The following is a 24429-nucleotide window of genomic DNA, read 5'->3' as shown; positions in this document are numbered from 1 at the left end:
ATAATGGCTATTTGAAACAACCGTGTTCTGCAAGTCAGTTGGCGTCTGGGACGGATTGTCGCTATTCAGGGCGCCTCACCCGGAGCAGTGGATTGTCTGAACCCTCGAACGCCTCGCGCACGACCCGAAAGCCCAAGGGCGAAGGCCATTCGCGGCGGGGCGAAATCCTGGCGGCGGCCGAGCGCATCTTCGTCGAGCACGGCTACGAAGGCGCGACGATTCGCAAGATCGCGGACGAGGTCGGGCTGTCGTCGACGGCACTCTATATGCATTTCCCGGACAAGGGCGCGATCCTGCAGGAAATCTGCCGTGACGCCTTCGCCCGGTTGATCGCATCAAACGCCGCCGTCGCCGATGAGGCCGCGCCGCCTGAGCAGCGGCTGCGGCGGATGATCGAAGGGTATATCGACTTCGGTTTCGCTCATCCCAACGCCTATCGCCTGATCTATCTGACCCGGCCGGTCGAGGCGCGAGAGGGCGCCCAGGACGCGGCGCGCGAGCTCGGCTCCAGCCTGTTCACGACATTGGAAGCGACCGTCGGGGATGCCGTGACGGCCGGCCGCATGAAGGGCGATTCCGCCACGATCGCCCAGGCGATCTGGGCTGCGGCGCATGGGATCGTGTCTCTGATGATCACCAAGCCCTATTTTCCTTGGTCCGACCGGCAGGCGCTGGTTCGCACGACACTGGACGCCCTGTTCGCCGGTCTGATCGAAGGATGAAGCGTATCTGCGTCGCCTTGGCGGCTTTGGCTTTCAGCAGCAGCGCGGCTCAGGCCAGACCCTTGCGGATCATGGCGCTGGACCAGTGCGCCGACCAATATGTACTGGCTCTAGCGCCGGATGCGGACATCGCACTATCGCCGCGCGCCGACGATCCTGACGCCTGGCTGCGTCAGCAGGCGGTCGGTCACAAGCGTTTGCGTCCGACGCTTGAGGCCGCCGTGGGTTTTCAGCCTGACGTCGTGGTGCGCTATTGGGGCGGCGAACCGCGCCTGCTGGCAGCGCTGGCGCAGCGCGGGGTCAAGGTGGCCACGATCGATGACGCGGTCAACCTAGAGGGCGTGCGCCGGAACATCCAAACCGTCGCGCGCGATCTGGATCAAATTCAGCGCGGGCAGGCGTTAGAGCAACGGATGGACGCCAAGCTGACGAAGGCGGCGCCGGTGAAGCGCACGGCTGAGGCGCCGGGGGCCGTGTATCTGACATCGGGGGGCTTCACCGCGGGGCCAAGCACGCTGATCGATGCAATGATGCGGGCGGCCGGATTTCGCAATCTCACAGCCGCGCCCGGTTTTGGCGCTCTCAGCGTCGAGCGGATCGCGATGAATCCTCCGGTGCGATTTGTGCTCGGCTTCTTCGATCAGCTGCGCGCCGACCTGCGCGGACCGGGGCGGCATCCGGTTGTCGCGCGAGCGGCCGAGGGTCGAACGGCGGCGCGCCTGCCCGCCGCGACCTTGACCTGCCCGGCCTGGTTCGCAGCCGACGCGGTTGAGATGATGGCCAAGGGGCGGCCGTGAACAGAACGGTTCGGCTGTGCCTGATCCTGACCGGTTTCATCGTCGCGGCGCTGGCTCTGGCGGTGTTGGCCGGCGAGACGGCGTTCAGCGTCGATCAGTATGCGGCGGCCTTCAGCGATCCGACATCCGGTCCGGCCGAGGTGCTGTGGCAGGTGCGGGCGCCGCGCGCCGTCTGCGCCCTGATCGTCGGCGCGGCCCTGGGTTTGGCAGGGGCGGTGATGCAGGGGCTGTTGCGCAATCCGCTGGCTGATCCCGGCGTGTTGGGCGTGTCGGCGACGGCGGCCCTGGGCGCGGCGCTGGCGATCGTCCTTGGCGCTGCGGCCGTGCCGGGACTGGTCGAGGTGTCGGCCCTGGCGGGCGCGGCCCTGGCGGGCGGACTGTTGATCGTGGCGTCCAGGGCCATGCGGGCGCCTGAGGCCCTGATCCTGTTCGGGGTGGCTCTGTCCAGTTTCGCAGGCGCGGCGACGGCCTTGATCTTCAACCTGTCACCGTCGCCCATCGCCTCGGCCGAGGTCATGTCCTGGCTGCTGGGATCGGTGCAGAACCGAAGCTGGGTCGATGTGGCCTGGGTGACGCCGACCGTCATCGTCTCGGGCGTCTTCGCTGCCCTGTCGGGCGCCGGTCTGCGGATGCTGACCCTGGGCGACGAGGGGGCGGCGGCGTCCGGACTGAATATGGGACGGTTGAGGGCCTTCGCCCTGATCGCGGCGGCCTTGGCCACGGGGGCGGCGGTGGCAGTGGCGGGCGTGATCGGGTTCGTGGGCCTAGCCGCGCCGCATCTGGTGCGGGCGGCCGTGCGGGGTGATGCGAAGCGAATCCTGGCGCCCTCGGCGCTGGCGGGCGGGCTGATGCTGATCTTGGCGGACCTGTTGGCGCGACTGACGCCGACGGATCAGGAACTGAAGCTGGGCGTGTTCACCGCCCTGATCGGCGCGCCCCTGTTCGCCCTGATCGCTTGGCGCGCGGCGCGGGAGTGGCGGCTGTGAGCCTGTTGTCGCTAGCAAAGGTTCAGGCGCGGTTGGGCAAGGCCGTCGTGCTGGATGGGGTGAGCGTGTCGGTTGCGGCGGGCGAGGTCGTGGCCCTGTGCGGACCAAACGGCGCGGGCAAGAGCAGCGCCATCCGCGCCGCTGCGGGCCTCTTGGCCACGACCGGCGGACAAATCAGGTTGGGCGGCGCGGACATCGTCGATCTGTCCCATCGCCAGCGGGCGGAACGCGTCGCCTATTTGCCGCAGGAACGGCGCATCGCCTGGAACCTACCAGCGGTGGAGGTGGCGGCGCTCGGCGCACCGTTTCTGTCAGGCGCGGATGCGCTGGCGCGCGCGCGAGCCGCTCTGGACGAAGTCGGCGCCGGTCATCTGGCGGACCGGGGCGTTGCTGAAATGTCAGGCGGCGAGCGTGCCCGGGTTCTGCTGGCGCGCGCCCTTGTCGTCGATGCGCCGCTGCTTTTGGCCGACGAGCCGATCGCGGGGCTGGACCCGGATGCGCAGCGCCTGGTGCTGGGGCGCCTGAGGGCGCGTGCTGACGATGGGGCAGGGGTGCTGGTCAGTCTTCACGACCTGACCCTGGCCGCGACCGTGGCGGATCGGGTCGTGGTTCTGGATCGGGGACGCGTAGTCGCTGACGCCCCACCGATCCAGGCCCTGTCGCCCGCCGTCCTGCGCGAGGTCTTCGGGCTGGACGGCGAGTGGATCGAGGGGCCGAACGGGCCGCTGCTGGCGGCCCGCCGGGCTCAGTAGGCGATATAGGGCCGCGCGCCGGCCGCCGATCCGCGCGAAATGTCGGCCGACGGCGTCAGCGGCGCTGTGCCGCCGTTCAGGCGGGCCTTGTAGACCGCCATGTTCTCCATCACCCGCATCATATAGTTGCGCGTCTCGGTGAAGGGCGCGCACTCGATGAAGTCGATGGTCTTGATCGCATCGCCGCGCGGGTCGCCGCATCGGGCGATCCACTGGCTGGGGCGTGCCGGCCCGGCGTTGTAGCCAACCGTCGCCAGCAACATGGAACCGTTATTCGCGGCCATCAGTTCGCCCAGGTGATAGCTGCCCAGGGTCATGTTGTAGTCGGGATCCCACAACTGCTCGGCGGAATAGCTCATGCCCAGACGGCGGGCGACGCCCGAGGCCGTGGACGGCAGAAACTGCATCATGCCGCGCGCATCGGCGCCGGAGCGGGCGCGGGGATCGAAGCTGGATTCCTGGCGTGTGATCGCCTGGGTGAATTCCAGCGGCGCGGCGCCGGCGACCTGGGGCGGCACGCGGACCGGATACATCCGCTCGGGCATGACGAAGCCCCGCTGGCTGGCGGCGCGGCCCACCATCATGGCGGTGAAACCCTCGCCATAGCCGCGCGACAGGTCCATCAGCAGGGCCAGGTCGTTGATGGTCGGCAGGTCATTGTCGAGCTGATAGGCGAAGACGCGAAGGAGGCTCATCTCGCCGGTCTCGCCCAAGATGCGCGTGGCTCGTACGATCTCATTGCCTTCGAAACGGGAGATGTCCGCCTGTGACGGCACAGGTTCGCCCGGCAGCTGAAGGGTTGTCATCCCCGCCTTCTCGGCCGCAAGCTGACCGTAGAAGGTCTGCCAATGCTGGGCGCCGTTGCGATAGTAGGCGAGGGCGGCGTCGCGTTCGCCGCGAGCCTCGGCGGCCCGACCCAGCCAATAGTAGGCGCGGCCCTGGGTGATCGGGGTGGACGAGGCCGTGCGCAGGGCTTCGAAATGGCGGGCGGCGACCTCGGGCTGGTTCAGCTTGGTCAGGGCGACCCAGCCGGCGAAGAACTCGGCGTCCACCATCCGGTCGCCCGAGGTGAAGCCGTGACCGTTCATGGCGTCATAGGCTGCGCGCCAGTTGCCCTGCTGAAGGGCGTCGAGGAAGTAGTTGCGGCGCTCGCTCCACAGGGTGTTGTCGCCGGTCGTGTGGCCCGGCGCCGGCGGAAGATTGGCCAGCAGCGCAAAGCCTTCGGACTGACGATTTTGCGAACGCAGAAGGCGCACGCGCTCCAGCACGACCGCCGGATCGGCCGCCTGGGCCGGCGTCAGATTGGCGATGACGGCGTCGGGGCTGTAGGCCGAGCGAAGGGTGATCACCGTGTTGGCGATGGCGGCGCGATCCGGCGAGACCAGATTGATCATGCTGCGCGTCGCCGGTCCGTGCGGACCGAGCAGCAGCATGTTCAGCCGCGCCTCGTGATCGGCGGGCGTCAACCAAGAGCCCCATTGGCTGAGGATACGCGACTGCGGCGAGTCGTCGAAGGAGCGTGTGCGCCACCAGTCGCGGACCAGGGCGCGCGCCTCATCCTGGCGGCCGCGCTGCTGCAGCGCGGAGGCGTAGGCGATGGCCCCCTCGACCGTCGTCGGCTTGCCGTCGGACATCAGGGCCAAGGCCGCGTCCGCGCCCATGCCGGAGCGGTCCAGCACCTTTTCGGCGGCGGCCCGTCTTGATTCGCCGCGCGGCCATCCCGCCAGATCCGATTGACCGCGCGCGAGGTCCGAGTAGGACAGCTGCTCGCCCGAGGTGTCGATCAACGCCCATTCGACCAGCTTGCGAGCCGAGGCGTCCCTGATCTGCGACATGGCGGACTGGGCGCCGAACACGTCGCGCGCACGGGCCGCCGCCAGCCCCTGACGAAACAGCGCCGTGTCCTGATCATTCAGGACGCGGCCCTGATAAGTCGCCGAATAGCCGGGCACGGACGAAGACGCCGAGGCATAGGGCACAGGCTGGGTGGGCAGGGCGTCCTGCGGGTTCGGCGCAAGGACGGCGAGGGCCGCCGCCAGACTGGTCGCGATCATGATCTGTCCTGTTCCCATTCAATCCCGGTTGCGGCGGAGCCGCTGGCGACCTAACGTCCCGCGCTCATTGCAAAGGCGATGAACATTCGTCCATCGTCACTCCCCACGCAGGCCAGCTTAGTCTCATGAACGCCCCCTTGTTCAAGGGCGTGATCACCGCCCTGATCACACCACTTCGTGACGGAAACGTGGACGAAGCCGCATTCGCCAAACTGCTCGAGCGTCAGATCGCCGCAGGGGTCCACGGCGTCGTTCCGATGGGCACGACGGGCGAGGGCGCCAGCATGGATCTGGATGAGCACAAGCACGTCATCGAACTGTGCGTGCGTCTGACGGCCGGGCGCGTCGCCGTCATTGCGGGCACCGGATCGCCCTATACCAAGGAAGCCATCGACCTGACCCGCCACGCCAAGACGGTGGGCGCGGACGGGGCTTTGATCGTCACGCCCTATTATATTCGCCCGTCGCAGGCGGGCATGGCGGCGCATTTCGAAGCGGTGGCCGACGCGGTTCAACTGCCGATTCTGCTGTACAATGTGCCGGGCCGGACGGGGTCCGATCTGTCCAATGAGACCGTGGCGAGGCTGGCGGCCCACCCGAACATCGTCGGCATCAAGGACGCCACGGGCGACATGAGCCGTGTCAGCTGGATGCGCGCGAACATCGATGGTCAGTTCGACCTGATCTCGGGCGACGACCCCAGCTATCTCGGCTACCACGCCCATGGCGGAGTCGGCCTGATCTCGGTGGCGTCCAATGTCGCGCCGGAGGCCATGGTCGCCTTGCACAATGCGATGACCGCCGGCGATTATGCGACAGCTCGCGACTGGCAGGACCGGCTGATCAGTCTTTGCAAGGCGCTGTTCCTGGACAACTCGCCCGCGCCGACCAAATACGCTCTGGCCAAGCTTGGCTTGTGCAACGAGGAGGCGCGCCTTCCGCTGTCGCCGACCTCCGATGCGGTCAAACCGTTCATCGACCGCGCCATGGCGGCGGCGGGCGTCGTCTGATGGCGCCCAAGCCGCAATCGAAGTCCAAGGTCATCGCCGAAAACCGCCGCGCGCGGTTCGACTATTTCCTGGAAGACAATATCGAGGCCGGGATCCAGCTGCTGGGCACCGAGATCAAGGCGCTGCGTGACGGCCGGGCCAATATCGCCGAAAGCTATGCGTCCGTCGAAGGGCGCGAGATTGTGCTGATCAACGCCGACATCCCGCCGTACAAACAGGCGAACCGCTTCAACCACGAGCCGCGCCGACCGCGTAAGCTGCTGCTGCACAGAAAGCAGATCGACAAGCTGATGGGGGCGGTCCAGCGCGACGGCCAGACCATCATTCCGCTGAAGCTCTATCTGAACGATGCGGGCAAGGCGAAGCTGGAGATCGCGTTGGCCAAGGGCAAGAAGCTGCACGACAAGCGCGAGGCCTCGGCCGAACGCGACTGGCAGCGCGACAAGGCCCGCCTGATGCGCGACAAGGGCTGAGGCTCAGGCCTCGATCAGGGTTCGTGCGCGCGCGAAGATGTCCTCGAACATCTGCGGCGTCAGGCGACCGGTGTTCGTGTTCAGTCGAGAGCAGTGATAGCTGTTCAGAATGACGTAGCCGCCGGCTTCGCCCTGCGCGCCGTGACCCGCCGGCATCGCTGACGCAGGCCGTCCGAACGCTTTCAGGATGTTGCGGCGCGAGACGTCGCCCAGGGTCACGATCACCTTCAGATTGGGCAACAGCTTGAGCCTGTCGATCAGGAAGGGACGGCAGGTCGTCTCCTCGATCGGCAGAGGCTTGTTGCCGGGCGGGGCGCACCGGACCGCATTGGTGATCATGCAGTCCGTCAGCGTCAGGTCATCGTCGCCGTCGGGATCGTAATGGCCATTCGCAAAGCCGGCCTTCTTCAGGGTGTCGTACAGCAGCCAGCCGGCGTGATCGCCGGTGAAGGGCCGTCCTGTCCGGTTGGCGCCGGTCCGGCCGGGCGCAAGGCCGGCGATCAGCAGACGCGCGTTCGGATCGCCGAACGAGGCGGCCGGCCCGTTCCACCAGTCTGGATTCTGGCGCGCATTCTCCTGACGATAGGCGACCAGGCGCGGGCACAATGGGCAGTCGCGGGGCGGTTCGGGCGTCAGGTTCATTGGGCGGCCTTCGGGCGGCCGAAATCGGCCATCAGATCGTTCAGGTCCAGGAAGTCGTCGGCCTGACGACGCAGTTCGTCGGCGATATGCGGCGGCTGCGTCTTCTGGGTCGAGATGACAGTGACCCGCACGCCCCTGACCTGGACCGCCTGAACCACCCGCCGGAAGTCGCCGTCGCCGGAGAACAGCACCGCATGGTTGATGTGCGGCGCCAGTTCCAGCATGTCCACCGCGATCTCGATGTCCATATTGCCCTTGATCCGGCTGTGGCCGCTGTTGTCCGTGAACCGCTTCACCGGCTTGGTGATGACCGAAAAGCCGTTGTAGTCGAGCCAGTCCACAAGCGGCTTCACCGGCGAGAATTCTTCGCCCTCGACCACGGCCGTATAGTAGTATGCGCGGGTCAGGATGGACCTCTCGCGGAACCAGTCCAGCATCCGCCGGAAGTCCATGTCGTGCTGCAAGGCGCGGGCGGCGGAGTAGAGGTTCGAGCCGTCAATGAAGATCGCCAGCCGGTCGGTGGGATGAAACATGGTCGAAGCCGTCGAAGGAGATGAAAAATCGGATCGCGCGGTCGCCGTCGGAATCGATGACGGGGTCGACCTGAATGATGCAGTCATCGTGGCCCTGGGCTGCAATGACAAGGGGGCATGGTCGTCCTGCACCGAAGCGCTGGAGGCGGCGCTCGCGCGTTTTCGCAGCGAGGGGATTGATGTCGTCGCACGCTCGTCGTGGTGGTCGTCACTGGCCTGGCCCGATCCGCACGATCCAGCCTTTCTGAATGGCGTGGTCATCGTCCGCACAGAACACGATCCCCATGCCCTGATGGCGGCGCTCGGCCGGATCGAGGACGCATTCGGCCGCGAGCGGTCGGTTCGCAATGCGCCGCGGACGCTGGATCTGGACCTGATCGCCTACGGACGATTAAGCGGTGATCTGCAGGGGTTGATCCTGCCCCATCCCCGCGCGGCCGAGCGGCGGTTTGTCATGGGCCCCATCGCCGAGATCGCGCCGAATTGGACGCATCCGCATGGCGGGTCCGCGAGCGATCTGGCCGCTTCCGCCTCCGTCGGCGCCGACGCCCACCCGAGCTGACGCCCAACTTCCGCCCCTGTGGCGTTGCAAAAAGCCGTCCTCATCTGTATTTGACGCGGTTCTCCCCCGCGTTCGAGGAATTTCATGGCCCGCGTCACCGTCGAAGACTGCATCGAGAAGGTTCCGAACCGCTTTGGTCTGGTGCTGATGGCTGGCCACCGCGCCCGCAGCATCGCCAACGGCGCCGCCCTGACGATCGACCGCGACAACGACAAGAACCCTGTCGTCGCCCTGCGCGAAATCGCTGACGACACCGTTGTGCCGGACGAACTGCGCGAAACCATCATCACCACGCTGCAACGCGTCGATGAGCGGACGGAAGCCGAGGATGAGGCGGAAACGGTCGCCCTGCTGGCTTCGCCGCAGCACATGAACATGGCCGAAGCCGAACTGATCCGCGCGCTGCAAAGCGACCGCGACGGCGGTCAGGAGGAGCGGTACTGACGCCCGAGGGTGCCCCTGGCGTCACTATCTTGCCGGCGCGGACCGAGACGGTTCCGCCGGCGCCCCAAGCTGCAAACAAAAACGACCCCCAGACGGCGCTTGTCGATCCCGCGCCGCAGCCCAAGCGCGCGCCGATCCTGCGTCAGTTTGAGCTGATCGAGGCCGTCAAGGCCTATGACCCTACCGCCGATGAAGCGCTTCTGAACCGCGCCTACGTCTATGCGATGAAGATGCACGGCTCGCAGTTGCGCGCCTCGGGCGATCCCTATTTCGCCCACCCGATCCAGGTCGCGGGGATCCTTACCGACTACAAGCTCGACACCGCCACCATCGTCACCGCCCTGCTGCACGACGTCGTTGAGGACACTTCCGCAACGCGCGATGACATCGCCGGCATGTTCGGTGAAGAGGTCGCGGTCCTGGTCGAGGGCGTGACCAAGCTGTCGCGGCTGGAGCTTCAGGCCGAACACACGCGCCAGGCCGAGAACCTGCGCAAGTTCATCCTGGCCATCAGCCGGGACGTGCGGGTGCTGCTGGTCAAGCTGGCCGACCGTCTTCACAATATGCGCACGCTCCAGTTCGTGAAGCCGGAGAAGCGCGAGCGGATCAGCCGCGAGACGCTTGAAGTCTATGCGCCCCTGGGTCGGTCGATCGGCATCCACTCGATCGCGTCCGAGCTGGAAGAACTGGCCTTCACCCATCTGAACCCGACGGCCAAGACCGCCATCGAGCGGCGGCTGGAAGCGCTGAAGCTGGAACACGGTCGCGCCATTGACGGCGTGGCGAGCGAGGTCGAGCGCGTCCTGTCCGAGGCGGGTCTGAAGGCCAATGTCTATGGGCGGCAGAAGACGCCCTATTCGATCTGGCGCAAACTGCAGCGCAAGTCGGTCGGCTTTTCGTCCCTGTCCGACATCTACGGCTTCCGCGTTATCGTCGAGGCGGAGGACGACTGCTATCGCGCGCTGGGTGTGATCCACCGCGAATGGCCGATGGTGCCCGAGCGGTTCAAGGATTTCATCTCGACGCCTAAGTCGAACAACTATCGCTCGTTGCACACGACCGTCGTCGGCCCCCGGGGGCTGCGGATCGAGATGCAGATCCGCACCGAGGACATGGACCGGATCGCCGAGGACGGGGTCGCCGCCCACTGGCGCTACAAGAACCATTCCTACGGCTTCGACCGCGAGGCGATGGAGCAGGGCGGCGGGCGTGACCCGCTTCAGAACCTGCGCCACCTGGTTCAGGTGATCGAGCACGGCGAGGGCGGCGAGGACTGGGTCGAGCACGCCAAGCTGGAAATGTATCTGGACCAGGTCTTTGTCTTCACGCCGAAGGGCCAACTGGTGACCCTGCCGCGCGGGGGAATGCCGCTGGATTTCGCCTATGCGGTCCACACCGAGGTCGGCGACACCGCCGTCGGCGTCAAGGTCAATGGCGAGTTGAAGCCCATGCGGACGCCGCTCCAGAATGGCGACGTGGTCGAGATCATTCGGGGCTCCAAGCGCGAAGTGCCTGCCGACTGGCGCAGCCTGACGGTCACGGGCCGCGCGCGCTCGGCCATTCGCCGCCATATCCGCACCTCCGAGCGCGAAGAGTTCATCAAGCTGGGCCGCGTCGCGCTGGACCAGACCTTGGGCCGGGTCGACAAGACACTGACCGACGTGTCGCTGAAGCCGGTTCTGGAACTGCTGGCGGTCGCGAGCGACGACGATCTGTTCGAAGGCCTGGGTCGCGGGCGGTTGTCGCCGACGACGGCGGCCGAAATCCTGTTCCCCGCGCTGAAGGGACGACTGAAGGCCGGGCCCGAGAAGCAGCGCATCGAGGGCGAGAAGGCGCGGCTGTTCGTGCGCGGCGGCGGGCTGACGCCCGGCGTGTCGGTTCATTTCGGTCAATGCTGCACGCCCGTGCCGGGCGACCGGATCGTAGGCATTCTGGAGCCGGAAGCTGGCCTGACCGTCCACACCATTGATTGCCAGACCCTGGCCGCCTTCGCCGATGACGATTCGGTCTGGCATGACCTGCAATGGACGCCTCAGGCCGAAACGGACGCGGTCGCCGCCGCCCGGATTCGCGCGACGATCCGCAATGCGCCGGGCGTGCTGGGTCAGGTCACCACTTTGATCGGCGAGGCCGGCGGCAACATCATCAACCTGTCGATGGCGCACCGTCAGCAGGACTTCTTCGACGTGGACGTGGATGTCGAGGTCGAGGACGCCAAGCACGCTACCATGATCATCGCGGCGTTGAGGGCCAATCCGTCGGTCGATTCCGTCGAGCGCGCGCGGGGCGAATGAGCGATTCGATAAAGCCGAACGCGGCGCAGATGGCCTCTCCGTCCTATCGCATGGCGGCGATGGATCAGGACTTCCTGCTGGGCGATTCGATGCGCGGCGTGCGGTTTCTGATGGAATACGCCAAGCCCGAGGAGGCGTTGAGGGCCTGGGGCGTGCGCTCGACCATCGTCGTCTTCGGCAGCGCGCGCGTCCGCGAAGGTCATCGTTGGTATGACGAGGCCCGCTCCTTTGGTCGACTGGCGTCCGAGCGCGGCGGAGCCTTGCGAGGGCGCGTCGGCGAGCCCCGCGATAATGTCATCGCCACCGGCGGCGGCCCGGGCATCATGGAAGCGGCCAACCGCGGGGCCGTGGACGCGGGCGCGCCGTCGGTCGGTTTCAACATCACCCTGCCGCATGAGCAGGAGCCGAACGCCTATTCGACCCCGGAACTGACATTCCGCTTCCACTATTTCGCGATGCGGAAGATGCATCTGGCGATGCGCGCGAATGCGCTGGTGGTGTTTCCCGGAGGCTTCGGCACCTTCGACGAGATGTTCGAGATGCTGACGCTGCGCCAGACGAAGAAGGCGCCGCCGGTTCCGGTCGTTCTGGTGGACAAGGCCTACTGGACCTCGGTGATCGGTTTCGACGCCTTGGTCGAACATGGAATGATCGCGGCCTCCGACCTGGACCTGATCGGTTTCGCCGAGGACGCGGAGGGCGTCTGGGCCGAACTGCTCGCGCGCGGGCTGCGGCCGAACGAAAACATCGAATGAAGCGTCGCCGCAGGGTTCATCCGCGCGCGATCCGGGTCTAGAACCCTGTCATGAACACTCAAGACGTCCTCAACGAGTTTCGCGACGCCGGCGCCCTGCGCGAGGGCCATTTCGTCCTGTCGTCGGGTCTGCACAGCCCGGTCTTCCTGCAGAAAAACCTGGTCTTCATGGACGGCGCGCGGTGCGAGCGCCTATGCAAGGCGCTGGCGGACAAGATCACGGCCACGGTCGGCCCGGTCGATGTCGCCATCTCGCCTGCCGTGGGCGGCATCATTCCCGGTTACGAGACGGCCAAACACCTGAAAGTCCGTTCGATGTATGTCGAGCGCGAAGGCGGTGCGTTCAAACTGCGTCGCGGGTTCTCGGTCGAGCCCGGCGAGAAGGTCGTCATGGTCGAGGACATCGTCACGACCGGCCTGTCGTCGCGCGAATGCATCGCCGCCATCCAGGCCGCCGGGGGCGAGGTGATCGCCGCCGCCTGTATCGTCGATCGCTCGGGCGGCAAGGCGGATGTGGGTGTGCCGCTGATCGCCCTGGCGTCGTTGGACGTGCCCGCCTATCCGGCCGACACCCTTCCTCCGGAGTTGGCTGCGCTTCCGGTGGAAGATCCTGGCAGCCGCAGATTGTCGAAGTAGAGCCATGCGCGAACGAGTCAGGCTGGGCGTCAACATCGACCACGTCGCCACGGTGCGAAATGCGCGGGGAGGGACGCATCCCGATCCGGCGCGCGCGGCCGAGGCGGCGCTGGCGGCTGGGGCCGACGGCATCACCGCCCACCTGCGCGAAGACCGCCGCCACATCACCGACGCCGACATCGATGTGTTGAGCGCCCTGTGCGCTCGCGCCGGCAAGCCGCTGAACCTGGAAATGGCGGTGACGGCCGAGATGCTGGCCATCGCTCTGCGCCACCGGCCGCATGCCGCCTGTCTGGTGCCCGAGCGGCGCGAAGAGGTCACGACCGAAGGCGGTTTGGCGGTCGCCGGTCACGAAGGACGGATTGCGCCCGTGGTCAAGGCGCTTGCGGACGCCGGCATCCGGGTTTCGCTCTTCATCGAACCGATCGAAGTGCAGGTCGGGGCCGCCGCCGCCGTCGGCGCCCAGGTGGTCGAGTTCCACACCGGCCGCTACTGCCATCTGACCGACCCGGCAGAGCGGGAGGTCGAGTTCGAACGCCTGGCCGCCGCCGCCGCCCAGGCCGACATCCTAGGGCTGGAAGTCCATGCAGGCCACGGGCTGGATTACGACACGGCTCCGCGCATGCTGGCAATCCCGGAAATCCGTGAGCTGAACATCGGCCACTTCCTGATCGGCGACTCGATCTTCATCGGCCTGGACGGCGCGATCCGCCGGATGCGAGCGGCGATGGATGCGGCGAAATGATCATCGGCGTGGGCGCAGATTTATCTGACATCCGACGCATCCAGGCGTCGCTGGATCGGTTTGGGGATCGCTTCAAGACCCGCTGCTTCACCGAGTTGGAACGCACCCGCTCGGACCGGAAGCCCGACCCGGCCTGGAGCTACGCCAAACGCTTCGCCGCCAAGGAGGCCTGCGCCAAGGCCCTGGGCACCGGGATGCGCGCCGATGTCTATTGGCGCGACATGGGGGTGGTGAACCTGCGTTCGGGTCAGCCGACGATGGCGCTGACCGGCCATGCGGCTGAGCATCTGGCGCGTCTGACGCCAGCCGGACACGAGGTGAAAATCCACCTGACGCTGAGCGACGAACATCCCTATGCGCTCGCCTTCGTGGTGATCGAAGCCTTGCCGCAGTCGTAATCAGGTTATAGGCGTGCGCGATGACCGCGCGGACGCGGCGAGGATGCCTGATCGCATGAGCGAAGACCAAAAGCCCGACGACGCCAATCGCGACGCCACCCCCGAAGAACGATTTGCGGCCTCGGAAGCGGACGCTCCGGTCAAGTCGGTGCAGGAACCCACGACGGCGAACCAGAACGTCTATGCCAAGACGCCCAAGGGCGGCGACAAGGCGACTTCGGCAGCCAGTGAAACCGGCGAAATCTTCAAGACCATCGTCTTCGCCCTGCTGATCGCGATGGTGCTGCGGATCTTCCTGTTCCAGCCCTTCACCATCCCTTCGGCCTCGATGGAGCCGAACCTGTACGAAGGCGACTATATCGTCGTCTCCAAGTGGTCGTACGGCTTCTCCAAACACTCGATCCCGTTCAGCCCGCCGCTGTTCGACGGGCGGATCATGGGCTCGGCGCCCAAGCGCGGCGACATCGTCGTGTTCAAACTGCCTCGCGACAACAAGACCGACTTCATCAAGCGCGTGATCGGCCTGCCCGGCGACCGCATCCAGATGATCGCCAACAAGCTGTATATCAACGACAAGCCTGTGCAGGACGTCGTGGTCAGCGAGCAGGAGATCAACGACATCTTCGGACCGCGTCCTGTGACCGAGGTCCGCGAGACCCTGCCGGAAGGCAAGAGCTTCATGACCCAGGACTTCGGTCCCGGAAACGATCTGGACGACACCCCGGTCTATGAGGTCCCGGCTGGCCACTACTTCATGATGGGCGACAACCGCGACAACTCGATCGACAGCCGCGTCGAACAGTCCAGCGGCGTGGGTATGGTCCCGGCCGAGAACCTGGTCGGCAAGGCGCAGATTATCCTGTTCTCGTGGAAGCCCGGTTCGTCGCTGTGGAACCCGGTTAGCTGGTTCAACGTGCGGCTCGACCGGTTCTTCAACGTCCTTCACTGATGGCCAATCTGAGAGCCGAAGCGGTCGCGGCGCTGGAAACGCGCCTTGGACACAGGTTCAACGACAAGGCCTTGCTGGAGCGCGCCCTGACACACGCCAGCGTGGGCGAGGGAGCGCCGGTCGGCATCCACGGTCCACGCGATAACGAGCGGCTGGAGTTCCTAGGCGACCGGGTGCTGGGTCTGCTGGTCGCCGAGCGGCTGTCGGCCCAGTTTCCGACGGCGGACGAGGGCCAGCTGTCGTCCAGCCTGCACGCCCTGGTCGATAAGGGCGCCTGTGCTCGCGTGGGCGAAGCCCTGGGCGTGGGGCCTGCGCTGCGGCTCTCGCCCGGCGAGACCAAGACCGGCGGGCGGCGCAAGGCCGGCGTCATCGCCGATGCGGTCGAGGCCATATTGGCGGCTGTCTATCTGGACGGCGGACTGGATGCCGCCAAGGCCGTGTTTGAACGGGCCTGGTCCGACGAACTGGCGGCGCCGCCGTCCCGCACCGTGACCAATCCGAAGTCGGCGCTTCAGGAATGGGCGCAAGGGTTGGGGCGGCCGCTGCCGACCTATCGCGTCGCCGATCGGACGGGTTCGGATCATGCGCCCACTTTCACCGTCGAAGTGTCCGTGCAGGACGTGCAGCCCTTGACCGCGCAAGGGCGTTCGCGTCAGGAGGCGGAGAAGGCGGCCGCAACGGCTCTCCTCAAACGTGAAGGCGTCATTTGACCGATATCGAAAACCAGCGCGCAGGCTTTGCCGCCATCATCGGCGCACCCAACGCCGGCAAGTCCACGCTGGTGAACCGGCTGACCGGATCCAAGGTCTCGATCGTCACGCAAAAAGTGCAGACGACGCGTTTTCCGGTGCGCGGCATCGCGATGGAAGGCGACGCCCAGATCGTGTTGGTGGACACGCCCGGCATCTTCACGCCGCGTCGTCGCCTGGACCGGGCCATGGTCGCCTCGGCCTGGGGCGGCGCTGAAGATGCGGACATCGTCGTTCACCTGATCGACGCCCAGTCGCACATCAACGCCGAAGGCCGCGAGGGCACGGCGGCCGATCGTCGCTCGGCCGAGGACACCGAGACCATTATCGTCAACCTGCAGGCCACCGGGACCAAGGTCGTTCTGGCGCTGAACAAGATCGACGGTATGCGCCGCGACACCCTGCTGGCGCTATCGCAGAAGCTGTTCGAAAGCGGCGTCTATTCCGAGGTCTATATGATCTCGGCGGCCAATGGCGACGGCGTCGAGGATCTGAAGCAGCGCCTGGCCCTGTCCATGCCGAAGGGGCCGTGGCTGTATCCCGAGGATCAGGCGGCCGACGTGCCGGTTCGGGTTCTTGCAGCGGAGATCACGCGCGAGAAGGTCTACCTGCGCGTCCATGAGGAGCTGCCCTATTCGGCGGCGGTGGAGACCACCAGTTTCGAGGATCGCGCCGACGGCTCGGCCCGGATCGAGCAGACCATCTATGTCGAGCGCGAGAGCCAGCGGCCCATCGTCCTCGGCAAGGGCGGCCAGACCCTGAAATGGATCGGCCAGAAGGCGCGCGAGGAGCTCAACGAAATCCTCGGCCGTCAGGTGCACCTGTTCCTGACCGTCAAGGTCGATCCAAAGTGGCAGGACAGCCGCGCCCTCTATGCCCAGTTCGGTCTGGATTTCGACGTCTGAGTTCCTGTGTTTGATGTGCCGCGTACCGCCGGGGGGCATCCCCGGCTCGTTCTGGGCGTCCTCGGGGCGCTGATCCTTGGCGGCGCGGTCTGGGGCGGCATCGCCACGGCCGTGGCGCCCAAGACCGATGTGGAACTGGCGACTGAGCGCGCCGATGCGCCGCCACGCCCCCCCCTGGTCGTGGTTCAGGACCTGCCGCAACTGGCGGCGCGCCTGGATCGCGAAGCCGCTTCAGGCCGCTTCATGGGCGCGGTTCTGGTGGCCAAGGGCGACAAGGTCCTGTTCCGCCAAGTCTATGGCAAAGCCAACTACGAGCAGAATCAGCCGCTGGCGCTGGGCTCGCGCTTTCGCCTGGCCTCGATCTCCAAACAGTTCACGGCGACGGCGATCCTGAAGCTTCAGGACGAGGGCAAGCTGAACGTCTCCGATCCGGTCTGCAAATGGATCCAGCCCTGTCCGCAGGCCTGGGCGCCCATCCGTATCAGCCATCTGCTGTCGCATACGTCGGGCATTCCCGACCTGATGGCGCGGCCCGGTTGGGGCATGCGCCGCACGACCCCGGCGACGCTGGACGAATTGACAGAGGATTCAAAGCGGTTCGGTCTCCAGTTCGAGCCCGGCGCCAAGGTTCAGTACGACAATGCCGGTTTCAATCTGGCCGCCGCCATCGTCGAGAAGGCCAGCAGCAAGCCTTTTCAGACCTATATGCGAGAAACCTTTTTCAAGCCTCTCGGCATGAAGGATAGCGGGCTTGATCTCGATGGCGGCGATCACGGCGTCATCATGGGATACGCCAACTTCCCCGGCGGCCTTGCGGCCCAGCCGAACGCCAACACCTCGATCGTGGCGGGCGCCGGCGCGGTCTATTCGACGCTGGACGATCTGCTGGTCTGGCAGAGGGCGCTGCACCGCGGCGGCCTACTGACCCCCGACAGCTATCAGCAGATGCTGGCTGACCACGCCCCGGCCGACACCAAGCCGAACGAGCGCAGCCATCCGCGTCGGGACTGGGGTTTCGGAATCTTCGCCAATCGCCTGGGCGATCAGGTGCGACCCAGCTTCCAGGACCGCCAGATCTATCACACCGGCAGCTGGGGCGGATTCCGCAACCTGATGCTTTATCAACCGGACGCCGACGTGACGGTGATCGTCCTGTCCAACAACTATCACCTGCGTGACCAGGTCTTCCTGATCAGCCAGCAGGCGATGGCCGAGGCCCTGGGCCACGAGTTTCCGACGACGCTGGCGCGCTGAGGCGCCCGACTGTTTCCCGACGAGGAGAACAGGAGTAGAACAGGACCATGATCGCTCTTTTTGCCGCTCTCGTTCTTTCCGCTTCGTCGACACAGGCTGCGGGTGATCCCGTCGTCGAGGCTGGCGCCGTTCTCGACCGAATGCACGCGGCGGCGTCGCGTGCGGATGGCGACGCCTATTTCGATCTGTTCACGCCTGACGCCCGGTTTATCGGCACGGATGCGACCGAGCGCTGGTCGCTGGCTGAGTTTCGCGCCTATGCCACGCCCTATTTCTCGCAAGGGAAAGGCTGGACCTATCGCCCGCATGACCGGGCGGCGACCCTGGCGCCGGGCGATTGCCGCTGCATTGTCTGGTTCGACGAGTTGCTGGACAACGACGCCTACGGCCTGACGCGAGGCTCGGGCGTGCTGCGGCTGACCGACAATGGCTGGAAGATCGAACAATATGTGCTGAGTTTCACCGTGCCGAACGATAAGGCCAAGGGCGTGGTCGGGCTTATCGCCCAAGGTCCGGCGGACTGATGGACTTCCACGAAGAGGCGTTCGTCCTGTCGGCGCGCACCCACGGCGACACGGGCGCCGTGGTCGATCTGCTGACCGAGAACCACGGCCGGCGTTCGGCCTATGTGGCGGGCGGAGCGTCGCGCAAGATGAAGCCATTCCTGCAGGCGGGCGCGCGGGTCGTGGCTGATTACCGCGCCCGCACTTCGGATCATCTCGGCGCGGTGCGGCTGGAGCCGGTAGGCGAGGGGCCCAGCGCCCTGTTCGACGACGCCCTGGCGCTGACCGGACTGGCGGCGGCGGCGGGCGTGACCCAAGGCGCGTTGCCGGAGCGTGAGCCGCATCCCGGCGTCTTTCTGGCGTTCGAGGCGCTGATGCAGGCGTTCGAAATGCCTGCGGTCTGGCCTGCGATCTTCGTGCGGTTCGAGGCGGGCCTCTTGGAAGACCTGGGCTTCGGCCTGGACCTGTCGAAATGCGCCGCAACCGGCACGGCCGACGACCTGATCTACGTCAGTCCTCGCACCGGCCGGGCGGTCAGTCGTGACGCCGGTGCCCCCTATGCCGACAAGATGCTGACCCTGCCGCCCTTCATGCTGGGCGCCCAATCCGGTCTGATCGAGGGCGACGTCCGGGCCGGGTTCGACCTGACGGGGCATTTCCTGGAGCAGTTCGTCTTCCACCCGCAGAACAAGCCCCTGCCGCCCGCGCGCGTGTGGATGCTGGACAAGCTGGGCGACGCCGGCCGCCTCTAGCCGAAGGTGAAGGCGAAGACCTGAACGCCGGGATCCAGGAACTCGATCTCGAACGTCCGTTCGCGCACCGCGCCCGTCTGCCGGACCAGTTGGTACAGTCGCTCGCTGTCGACCCGGCCGAGGCCCTGGGCGTCGATGTCGCTGCCGGCGTTCGCGCCCGGCGCCGCGCCATCGATCCGGACACGGAAGCGGACGGGTGCGCCCGGCTTGCTGGGCCCCATGACCAGATGGAGATCGCGCGCCTTGAAGCGGAAGGCGATACGGCCACCGGCCGCCTGCAGGTCGGCATGCTCACGCGTCACGCGCCAGCGCCCCGAAAGGCTCCAATCGTTCAGTTTCAGCGGCGCGGCGACATAGTCCTTGATCACGTCGTTGGCCAGGCCGCCGGGCGAGCGGAAGTTCTCGGCGCGGCCATAGCCGACGTAGGTCTCCGGCGATTCGACCTGGGCCATGTCGGCGGCGGCCTCTGCGCCCTCAGCCTGGACTGTGACGACGTTGGTGGCGACGTTCGCGGCGCCCGCTTCCTTCAGAAGCTGTTGGATCACGCGTTCGGAGCCTGCATAGTCGCCTTCGCCGAAGTGGTGGTGACGGATCTGTCCTTTGGCGTCGATGAAGTAGTGGGCGGGCCAGTACTGGTTCTTGAACGCGCGCCAGATGGCGAACTCATTGTCCATGGCGACCGGATAGGTGATGCCCAGCCTCTGGGTGTTCTGGCGAACGTTGGCCTCGGATTTCTCGAAGGCGAACTCGGGCGTGTGCACGCCGATCACTACCAGACCCTGATCCTTATACTTCTCAGCCCAGGCGCGGACGTACGGGATGGAGCGGATGCAGTTGATGCAGGAGTAGGTCCAGAAATCGACGACAACCACCTTGCCCCTTAGTTGTTCGGTCGTGAGCGGCGGGGTGTTGATCCAGGTCGTCGCCCCGGTCAGCGGCGGCATCACCCCTTCAACCGACAGATTGGCCAGATCGGCCGGGGCCTGGTTCGTCGGCACGCCGCGGCCGATCCCGCCCAGCAGCGCCTGTTCGATCCGGCCCGTGCTGGCGGCCGAAATCCGGGTCAACAATCCCGTGTCCGCACCCAGGCCAATCACGACCACGCCGATCAGCACCAGAACGCCCAGACCGCGCCGCACCCATTCGCCGACGCCAAGCGCGCCCTTCATGGCCTTGAACACGCGACCGCCCACCAGCAGGGCCAGGCCGAGCGACGTCGCCGCGCCTGCCGCATAGGCCAGCAGCAGAACCGTCGTTCCGACGCCTGCGCCCTGAAGCGCTGCGCCCGTCAGGATCACGCCCAGAATGGGTCCGGCGCACGGCGCCCAGAGCAGTCCCGTCGCGACGCCGAGCAGCAGCGACGAGCGCACGTCACCCTGATCTCCCCCCCGACGCTCGGCGCGATCCGTCAGCCAGGACCCGGCCGCCACGAACGGCCGCATCAGGCGATCGCCCACGGCCGGAAACAGCAGGCTGACGCCCAGCACCGCCATGACGGCCAGGGCGATCCAGCGCCCGACCTCATTGGCCCGCACCGCCCAGCCGCCGCCCAGCGCCGCCAGCGTCGCGACGCCCGCAAAGGTCACGGCCATCCCGACCAACAAAGGCAGACCGTTGCGGATGAACGGCCGATCCGCTCGCGCGAAGACGAAGGGCAGAACCGGCAGGATGCAGGGACTGACGATGGTCAGAACGCCGGCGAGATAGGACAGCAGGAACAGGATCATGGCGCGGCCTGACGAGGGTGTGTCTCTCACATACGCACGGCGGAGCGGTTTGGTGACTCCCCAGCGCGCTTATCCCCCAATCTGGCGCCTTACGGGCTAGACTTCCCGCTTCCGATCCCCGATTCGCAGAGCCATGACGATCCACGCCCCGTCGCCGGAAGGCGGCCGCATCATCGACGAGCCGATGGAGACGGCGCTCAGCCGCCGCTATCTGGCCTACGCCCTGTCGACCATTACGAACCGCGCGCTGCCGGACGTGCGTGACGGGTTCAAGCCCGTGCACCGGCGCATCCTCTACGCCATGCATCAAATGCGGCTGAACCCGCAGGCGGCGGCGCGCAAATGCGCCAAGGTCGTCGGCGAGGTTATGGGCGGATATCACCCGCACGGCGACGCCTCGATCTACGAGGCTCTGGTGCGCCTGGCTCAGGATTTCGCCCAGCGCTATCCGCTGGTCGACGGTCAGGGGAACTTCGGCAATATCGACGGCGATAGCGCCGCGGCCATGCGCTACACCGAGTGCAAGCTGACGCCCGCCGCCGTCCTGCTGCTGGACGGCATCGATCAGGACGCCGTCGACTTCCGACCCACCTATGACGATCAGGACGAGGAGCCGATCGTCCTGCCGGCCGGCTTCCCGAATCTTCTGGCCAATGGCTCGTCGGGCATCGCGGTCGGCATGGCCACTTCGATCCCGCCGCACAATGTCGGCGAACTGATCGACGCCTGCCAACTGCTGCTGGAGCGGCCGGACGCGACGACCGAAGACCTGGTGCAGCATGTGCCCGGCCCCGACTTCCCGACCGGGGGCGTTGCGGTTGAAGGCCATGCCTCCATCCTGGACGCCTATGAGACGGGCAGGGGCGGGGTGCGTCTGCGGGCGCGCTGGGAGACCGAGGATCTGGGGCGCGGCGTGTGGCGGATCATCGTCACCGAAATGCCCTATCAGGTGCAGAAGTCGCGACTGATCGAGGCGCTGGCGGACCTGATCGAGCACAAGAAGGCGCCTCTGCTGGGCGATGTGCGCGACGAATCGGCCGAAGACATCCGCCTGATCCTGGAGCCCAAGAACCGCACCATCGAGCCTGAAATGCTGATGGAAAGCCTGTTCAAGCTGTCCGATCTGGAGGTCCGCTTCCCGATCAACATGAACGTGCTGGACGCCAGCGGCACGCCGCGCGTCATGGGTCTGAAAGACTGCCTGCGCGCCTTCCTGGATCACCGACGCGAGGTGCTGAACCGTCGTTCGCAATGGCGGATCGAGCGGGTCGAGAAACGTCTGCACCTGCTGGAAGGCCTGCGCATCGTCTTCCTCAACCTGGACGAGGTGATCCGCATCGTTCGCGAGGAAGAGCAGCCCAAGGCCGTCCTGATCGCACGGTTCGGCCTGACGGAGGTTCAGGCCGACTTCATCCTCGACACCCGACTGCGTCAGTTGGCGCGTCTGGAAGAGATGACGATCGAAAAGGAATTCAACGCCCTGTCCGAAGAACTTGCCAACCTGAAGGTGCTGACGTCGTCTGAAGGCAAGCAGTGGAAGGCGATCTCCAAAGAACTGGAGGCCGTGCGCAAGGCGCTGATCTCTCCGCGCCGGACGACGATCGCCGAGGCGGTGGACACGTCCGCCTTCGTCGCGCCCGAGGCCTTCATTCCGCGCGAAGCGATCACCGTCATCCTGTCGGAACGCGGCTGGATCCGAGCCGCCAAGGGCAAGGTCGAGGATCCGTCAGAGCTGAAGTTCAAGGAAGGCGACAAGCTCGCCTACCTCGTCCCGGCCTTTACGACCGACAAGCTGCTGGTGGCGGCGTCGGACGGACGCATCTTCACCATCGGCGCGGACAAGCTGGCGTCCGGACGCGGCCACGGCGAGCCGCTGCGCCTGATGATCGATCTGGACGAGAAGGCCGAAATCATCAACGTTCTGGCGCATCAGCCGGGCGGCAAGCTGCTGATCGCATCAAAGGCCGGATACGGCTTCATCGCACCGGAAGACGACACCCTGGCCCAGAAGCGCGGCGGCAAGCAGGTGCTGAACGGCGAAATGCTGGCGGTGCTGCGGGTGACCGGCGATCACGTCGCGACGATCGGCGAGAACATCAAGACGCTGATCTTCCCTCTTGCTGAACTACCCGAGATGGGACGCGGCAAGGGCGTGAAGCTGCAAAGCTTCAAACAGGGCGGCCTCGCCGACATCACCGTCTTCAACGCCGAAACGGGACCGGAATGGGCCGACGGTGGCGGACGTCGTCGCAACTGGCCCGACTGGAAAGACTGGCTGGGCAAACGCGCCGGCGCCGGTCGCCAGGGCCCCAGAGGCCTGCGGAAGTTCAGATAAGCGGCCCGCCCGTCGGTTCTAGAACAGGACCGACGGGTTCATGATCCGCTTGGGATCGATGGCGCGGCGGATGGCGGCCATGGTTTCGATCTCTAGCGGGCACTTGTAGCGCTTGACCTCGTTGGTCTTCAGCCGGCCCAGCCCGTGTTCGGCCGAGATGGAGCCGTCGTAGGTTCCGACGACGTCGTGAACCACTTGCGAGCCTTCCTTCCAGCGGCCGATGAAGGCGGGAATGTCCTGACCGACGCCCGGCAGGATGTCGTAGTGCAGATTGCCGTCGCCGACGTGGCCGAAGACCGAGATACGGGCGCCGGGATGGAAGCGTTCGACGGCGGCCGAGGCTTCGTCGATGAAGTCGGCGATGCGGCTGATGGGGACGGAAACATCGTGTTTCCAGCCGCCGCCCTCGGGCTTGAGCGCCGCCGAATGTTCCTCGCGCAGACGCCAGAAGGCGGCGCGCTGGGCGTCGTTCTGGGCGATGGCGGCGTCGGTGATCATGCCTTGTTCGAAGGCGACCTCCAGCAGGGCCTCCATCTGAGCCTCGGCGCCGCCGGGCGTGCCCGAGGCGATCTCGATCAGGACGTACCAGTCGGGCATCGACTCCAGCGGTTCGCGGGTGTCGGGGATGTTCTTGAGCACCAGTTCCATGCCCAGGCGCTTCATCAGCTCGAACGCCTCGACCCCGCCGCCCGTCTCGGCCTTGGCGCGCGCGAGCAGTTCAACCGAGGCGGCGGCGGTTTCCAGTCCGACCACCGCGACGGCGCGCGAGCGCATGATGGGGAACAGCTTCAGGGTGGCGGCGGTCACGACGCCCAATGTGCCCTCGGCGCCGATCAGCAGTTGTTTCAGGTCGTAGCCGGTGTTGTCCTTGCGCAGACGCTTCAGGCCCCGCAAGATCTCGCCGTTGGGCATGACCGCCTCAAGGCCCAAGACCAGGTCGCGCATCATGCCGTAGCGAAGAACCTGGGTGCCCCCGGCGTTGGTGGAGATGACGCCGCCGATGGTGGCCGAGCCTTCAGCCGCCAGGCTGAGCGGGAAATAGCGGCCGGCCGCCGTCGCCGCCTGCTGCGCCTCCAGCAAGGTCAGGCCGGCCTCGACCGTCATGGCGTCGTCGAGCGGGGTCACATCGCGGACGGCGCGCATCTTGCGGGTCGACAGCAGGACCTCGCCGAAGGGAATCTGGCCGCCGACCAGTCCCGTGCCGCCGCCTTGGGGTGTGATCGCCACGCCTTCCCGTGCGCAGATCGTCACGGTGTGCGCGACCTCGTCCGTCGAACGGGGGGTCAGCAGGATCGGCGTGTCGCCCGTCCAGCGATTGCGCCATTCGGTCAGATGCGGCGCGATGACGTCCGGGTCCTGGGTCCAGCCGCCCGGACCGAGCGCGGCCTTCAGTTCGTCAAGCACAGCGGTGGAGGGAGCGGGCGTCTGCATGCCCCCTTTTGTCAGGCGTCGT

General features: G+C 66.4%; 25 protein-coding genes. 20 read left to right on the top strand and 5 right to left on the bottom strand.

Annotated features, from left to right (window positions below; all coding sequences use genetic code 11):
• Positions 1 to 92 precede the first annotated feature (92 nt).
• From E7T10_RS09920 to E7T10_RS09905, 4 genes are read left to right on the top strand one after another with little or no spacing between them, the layout of a single operon-like run.
• Positions 93 to 722: a TetR/AcrR family transcriptional regulator gene (locus tag E7T10_RS09920; RefSeq protein WP_137721661.1), complete on the top strand. Its 630-nt coding sequence runs from the start codon at positions 93 to 95 to the stop codon at positions 720 to 722.
• Positions 719 to 1519, top strand: coding sequence for an ABC transporter substrate-binding protein (locus tag E7T10_RS09915; protein WP_137721660.1), 801 nt, complete (start codon positions 719 to 721; stop codon positions 1517 to 1519). Before E7T10_RS09920 ends, E7T10_RS09915 begins: the two co-directional genes overlap by 4 nt.
• On the top strand, positions 1516 to 2505 hold the full coding sequence (locus E7T10_RS09910; RefSeq protein ID WP_137721659.1) for an iron ABC transporter permease: 990 nt from the start codon (positions 1516 to 1518) through the stop codon (positions 2503 to 2505). Before E7T10_RS09915 ends, E7T10_RS09910 begins: the two co-directional genes overlap by 4 nt.
• Positions 2502 to 3257, top strand: coding sequence for an ABC transporter ATP-binding protein (locus E7T10_RS09905; RefSeq protein ID WP_168189919.1), 756 nt, complete (start codon positions 2502 to 2504; stop codon positions 3255 to 3257). Before E7T10_RS09910 ends, E7T10_RS09905 begins: the two co-directional genes overlap by 4 nt.
• On the opposite strand, the gene E7T10_RS09900 is transcribed toward E7T10_RS09905, so the two are convergent.
• Positions 3251 to 5311 (bottom strand): lytic transglycosylase domain-containing protein, encoded by a 2061-nt coding sequence (locus E7T10_RS09900; RefSeq protein WP_210416078.1) that lies wholly within the window; start codon positions 5309 to 5311, stop codon positions 3251 to 3253. The two genes, E7T10_RS09905 and E7T10_RS09900, sit on opposite strands and share 7 nt — an antisense overlap.
• 125 nt (positions 5312 to 5436) lie before the next feature.
• Between E7T10_RS09900 and dapA the strand changes: the two genes are divergently transcribed.
• A complete protein-coding gene (gene dapA / locus E7T10_RS09895; RefSeq protein WP_137721656.1) occupies positions 5437 to 6321 on the top strand; it encodes a 4-hydroxy-tetrahydrodipicolinate synthase in 885 nt (294 codons plus the stop codon).
• Complete coding sequence (gene smpB / locus E7T10_RS09890) at positions 6321 to 6794, top strand: SsrA-binding protein SmpB (protein WP_045810817.1); 474 nt, start codon at positions 6321 to 6323, stop codon at positions 6792 to 6794. The genes dapA and smpB overlap by 1 nt, the downstream gene beginning before the upstream one ends.
• 3 nt (positions 6795 to 6797) lie before the next feature.
• On the opposite strand, the gene E7T10_RS09885 is transcribed toward smpB, so the two are convergent.
• Together E7T10_RS09885 and E7T10_RS09880 are read right to left on the bottom strand one after the other, a co-directional pair.
• Positions 6798 to 7436 (bottom strand): uracil-DNA glycosylase, encoded by a 639-nt coding sequence (locus E7T10_RS09885; RefSeq protein ID WP_137721655.1) that lies wholly within the window; start codon positions 7434 to 7436, stop codon positions 6798 to 6800.
• The gene (locus E7T10_RS09880) at positions 7433 to 7969 is read right to left on the bottom strand and encodes an NYN domain-containing protein (protein WP_137721654.1); all 537 of its coding nucleotides are present in this window, start codon (positions 7967 to 7969) and stop codon (positions 7433 to 7435) included. Before E7T10_RS09880 ends, E7T10_RS09885 begins: the two co-directional genes overlap by 4 nt.
• Here E7T10_RS09880 and folK point away from each other — a divergent pair.
• From folK to recO, 13 genes are all read left to right on the top strand, one after another.
• Positions 7968 to 8531: a 2-amino-4-hydroxy-6-hydroxymethyldihydropteridine diphosphokinase gene (folK, locus tag E7T10_RS09875; RefSeq protein WP_137721653.1), complete on the top strand. Its 564-nt coding sequence runs from the start codon at positions 7968 to 7970 to the stop codon at positions 8529 to 8531. The two genes, E7T10_RS09880 and folK, sit on opposite strands and share 2 nt — an antisense overlap.
• An 84-nt stretch (positions 8532 to 8615) precedes the next feature.
• Positions 8616 to 8975 (top strand): DNA-directed RNA polymerase subunit omega, encoded by a 360-nt coding sequence (gene rpoZ, locus E7T10_RS09870; RefSeq protein ID WP_017504892.1) that lies wholly within the window; start codon positions 8616 to 8618, stop codon positions 8973 to 8975.
• 224 nt (positions 8976 to 9199) lie between these two features.
• Positions 9200 to 11269 (top strand): bifunctional (p)ppGpp synthetase/guanosine-3',5'-bis(diphosphate) 3'-pyrophosphohydrolase, encoded by a 2070-nt coding sequence (locus tag E7T10_RS09865; protein WP_137722608.1) that lies wholly within the window; start codon positions 9200 to 9202, stop codon positions 11267 to 11269.
• Positions 11266 to 12024 carry a TIGR00730 family Rossman fold protein gene (locus tag E7T10_RS09860; protein ID WP_137721652.1) on the top strand — a complete coding sequence of 253 codons (759 nt, stop codon included), beginning with the start codon at positions 11266 to 11268 and terminating at the stop codon, positions 12022 to 12024. Before E7T10_RS09865 ends, E7T10_RS09860 begins: the two co-directional genes overlap by 4 nt.
• Before the next feature lie 50 nt (positions 12025 to 12074).
• Positions 12075 to 12659, top strand: a complete 585-nt coding sequence (pyrE, locus tag E7T10_RS09855; protein WP_137721651.1) for an orotate phosphoribosyltransferase — start codon at positions 12075 to 12077, stop codon at positions 12657 to 12659.
• Positions 12660 to 12663: 4 nt separating this feature from the next.
• The gene (locus E7T10_RS09850) at positions 12664 to 13404 is read left to right on the top strand and encodes a pyridoxine 5'-phosphate synthase (protein ID WP_137721650.1); all 741 of its coding nucleotides are present in this window, start codon (positions 12664 to 12666) and stop codon (positions 13402 to 13404) included.
• Positions 13401 to 13802 carry a holo-ACP synthase gene (gene acpS, locus E7T10_RS09845; protein ID WP_137721649.1) on the top strand — a complete coding sequence of 134 codons (402 nt, stop codon included), beginning with the start codon at positions 13401 to 13403 and terminating at the stop codon, positions 13800 to 13802. The genes E7T10_RS09850 and acpS overlap by 4 nt, the downstream gene beginning before the upstream one ends.
• Before the next feature lie 55 nt (positions 13803 to 13857).
• Positions 13858 to 14751: a signal peptidase I gene (lepB, locus tag E7T10_RS09840; protein ID WP_137721648.1), complete on the top strand. Its 894-nt coding sequence runs from the start codon at positions 13858 to 13860 to the stop codon at positions 14749 to 14751.
• Positions 14751 to 15461 (top strand): ribonuclease III, encoded by a 711-nt coding sequence (gene rnc / locus E7T10_RS09835; RefSeq protein ID WP_137721647.1) that lies wholly within the window; start codon positions 14751 to 14753, stop codon positions 15459 to 15461. The genes lepB and rnc overlap by 1 nt, the downstream gene beginning before the upstream one ends.
• Positions 15458 to 16405, top strand: coding sequence for a GTPase Era (gene era / locus E7T10_RS09830; protein WP_055809937.1), 948 nt, complete (start codon positions 15458 to 15460; stop codon positions 16403 to 16405). The genes rnc and era overlap by 4 nt, the downstream gene beginning before the upstream one ends.
• 15 nt (positions 16406 to 16420) lie before the next feature.
• Positions 16421 to 17659: a serine hydrolase gene (locus tag E7T10_RS09825; protein WP_246845983.1), complete on the top strand. Its 1239-nt coding sequence runs from the start codon at positions 16421 to 16423 to the stop codon at positions 17657 to 17659.
• Positions 17660 to 17706: 47 nt separating this feature from the next.
• Positions 17707 to 18183, top strand: coding sequence for a nuclear transport factor 2 family protein (locus E7T10_RS09820; protein WP_137721645.1), 477 nt, complete (start codon positions 17707 to 17709; stop codon positions 18181 to 18183).
• Positions 18183 to 18914 carry a DNA repair protein RecO gene (gene recO, locus E7T10_RS09815; RefSeq protein WP_137721644.1) on the top strand — a complete coding sequence of 244 codons (732 nt, stop codon included), beginning with the start codon at positions 18183 to 18185 and terminating at the stop codon, positions 18912 to 18914. Before E7T10_RS09820 ends, recO begins: the two co-directional genes overlap by 1 nt.
• Here the strand turns inward: recO and E7T10_RS09810 are convergent.
• The gene (locus tag E7T10_RS09810) at positions 18911 to 20641 is read right to left on the bottom strand and encodes a cytochrome c biogenesis protein DipZ (protein WP_137721643.1); all 1731 of its coding nucleotides are present in this window, start codon (positions 20639 to 20641) and stop codon (positions 18911 to 18913) included. The genes recO and E7T10_RS09810 overlap by 4 nt on opposite strands.
• A gap of 133 nt (positions 20642 to 20774) precedes the next feature.
• On the opposite strand from E7T10_RS09810, the gene parC reads away from it, so the two are divergent.
• On the top strand, positions 20775 to 22976 hold the full coding sequence (gene parC, locus E7T10_RS09805; protein ID WP_137721642.1) for a DNA topoisomerase IV subunit A: 2202 nt from the start codon (positions 20775 to 20777) through the stop codon (positions 22974 to 22976).
• An 18-nt stretch (positions 22977 to 22994) separates the two neighbouring features.
• Here parC and E7T10_RS09800 read toward each other — a convergent pair whose 3' ends face one another.
• Complete coding sequence (locus tag E7T10_RS09800) at positions 22995 to 24407, bottom strand: FAD-binding oxidoreductase (RefSeq protein WP_137721641.1); 1413 nt, start codon at positions 24405 to 24407, stop codon at positions 22995 to 22997.
• Between the last annotated feature and the right edge of the window lie 22 nt (positions 24408 to 24429).

This window comes from Brevundimonas sp. SGAir0440, from assembly GCF_005484585.1.
Classification (GTDB): domain Bacteria; phylum Pseudomonadota; class Alphaproteobacteria; order Caulobacterales; family Caulobacteraceae; genus Brevundimonas.
Note: the sequence above shows the minus strand (reverse complement) of the source record. Positions and strands in the feature narration are given on the sequence as shown.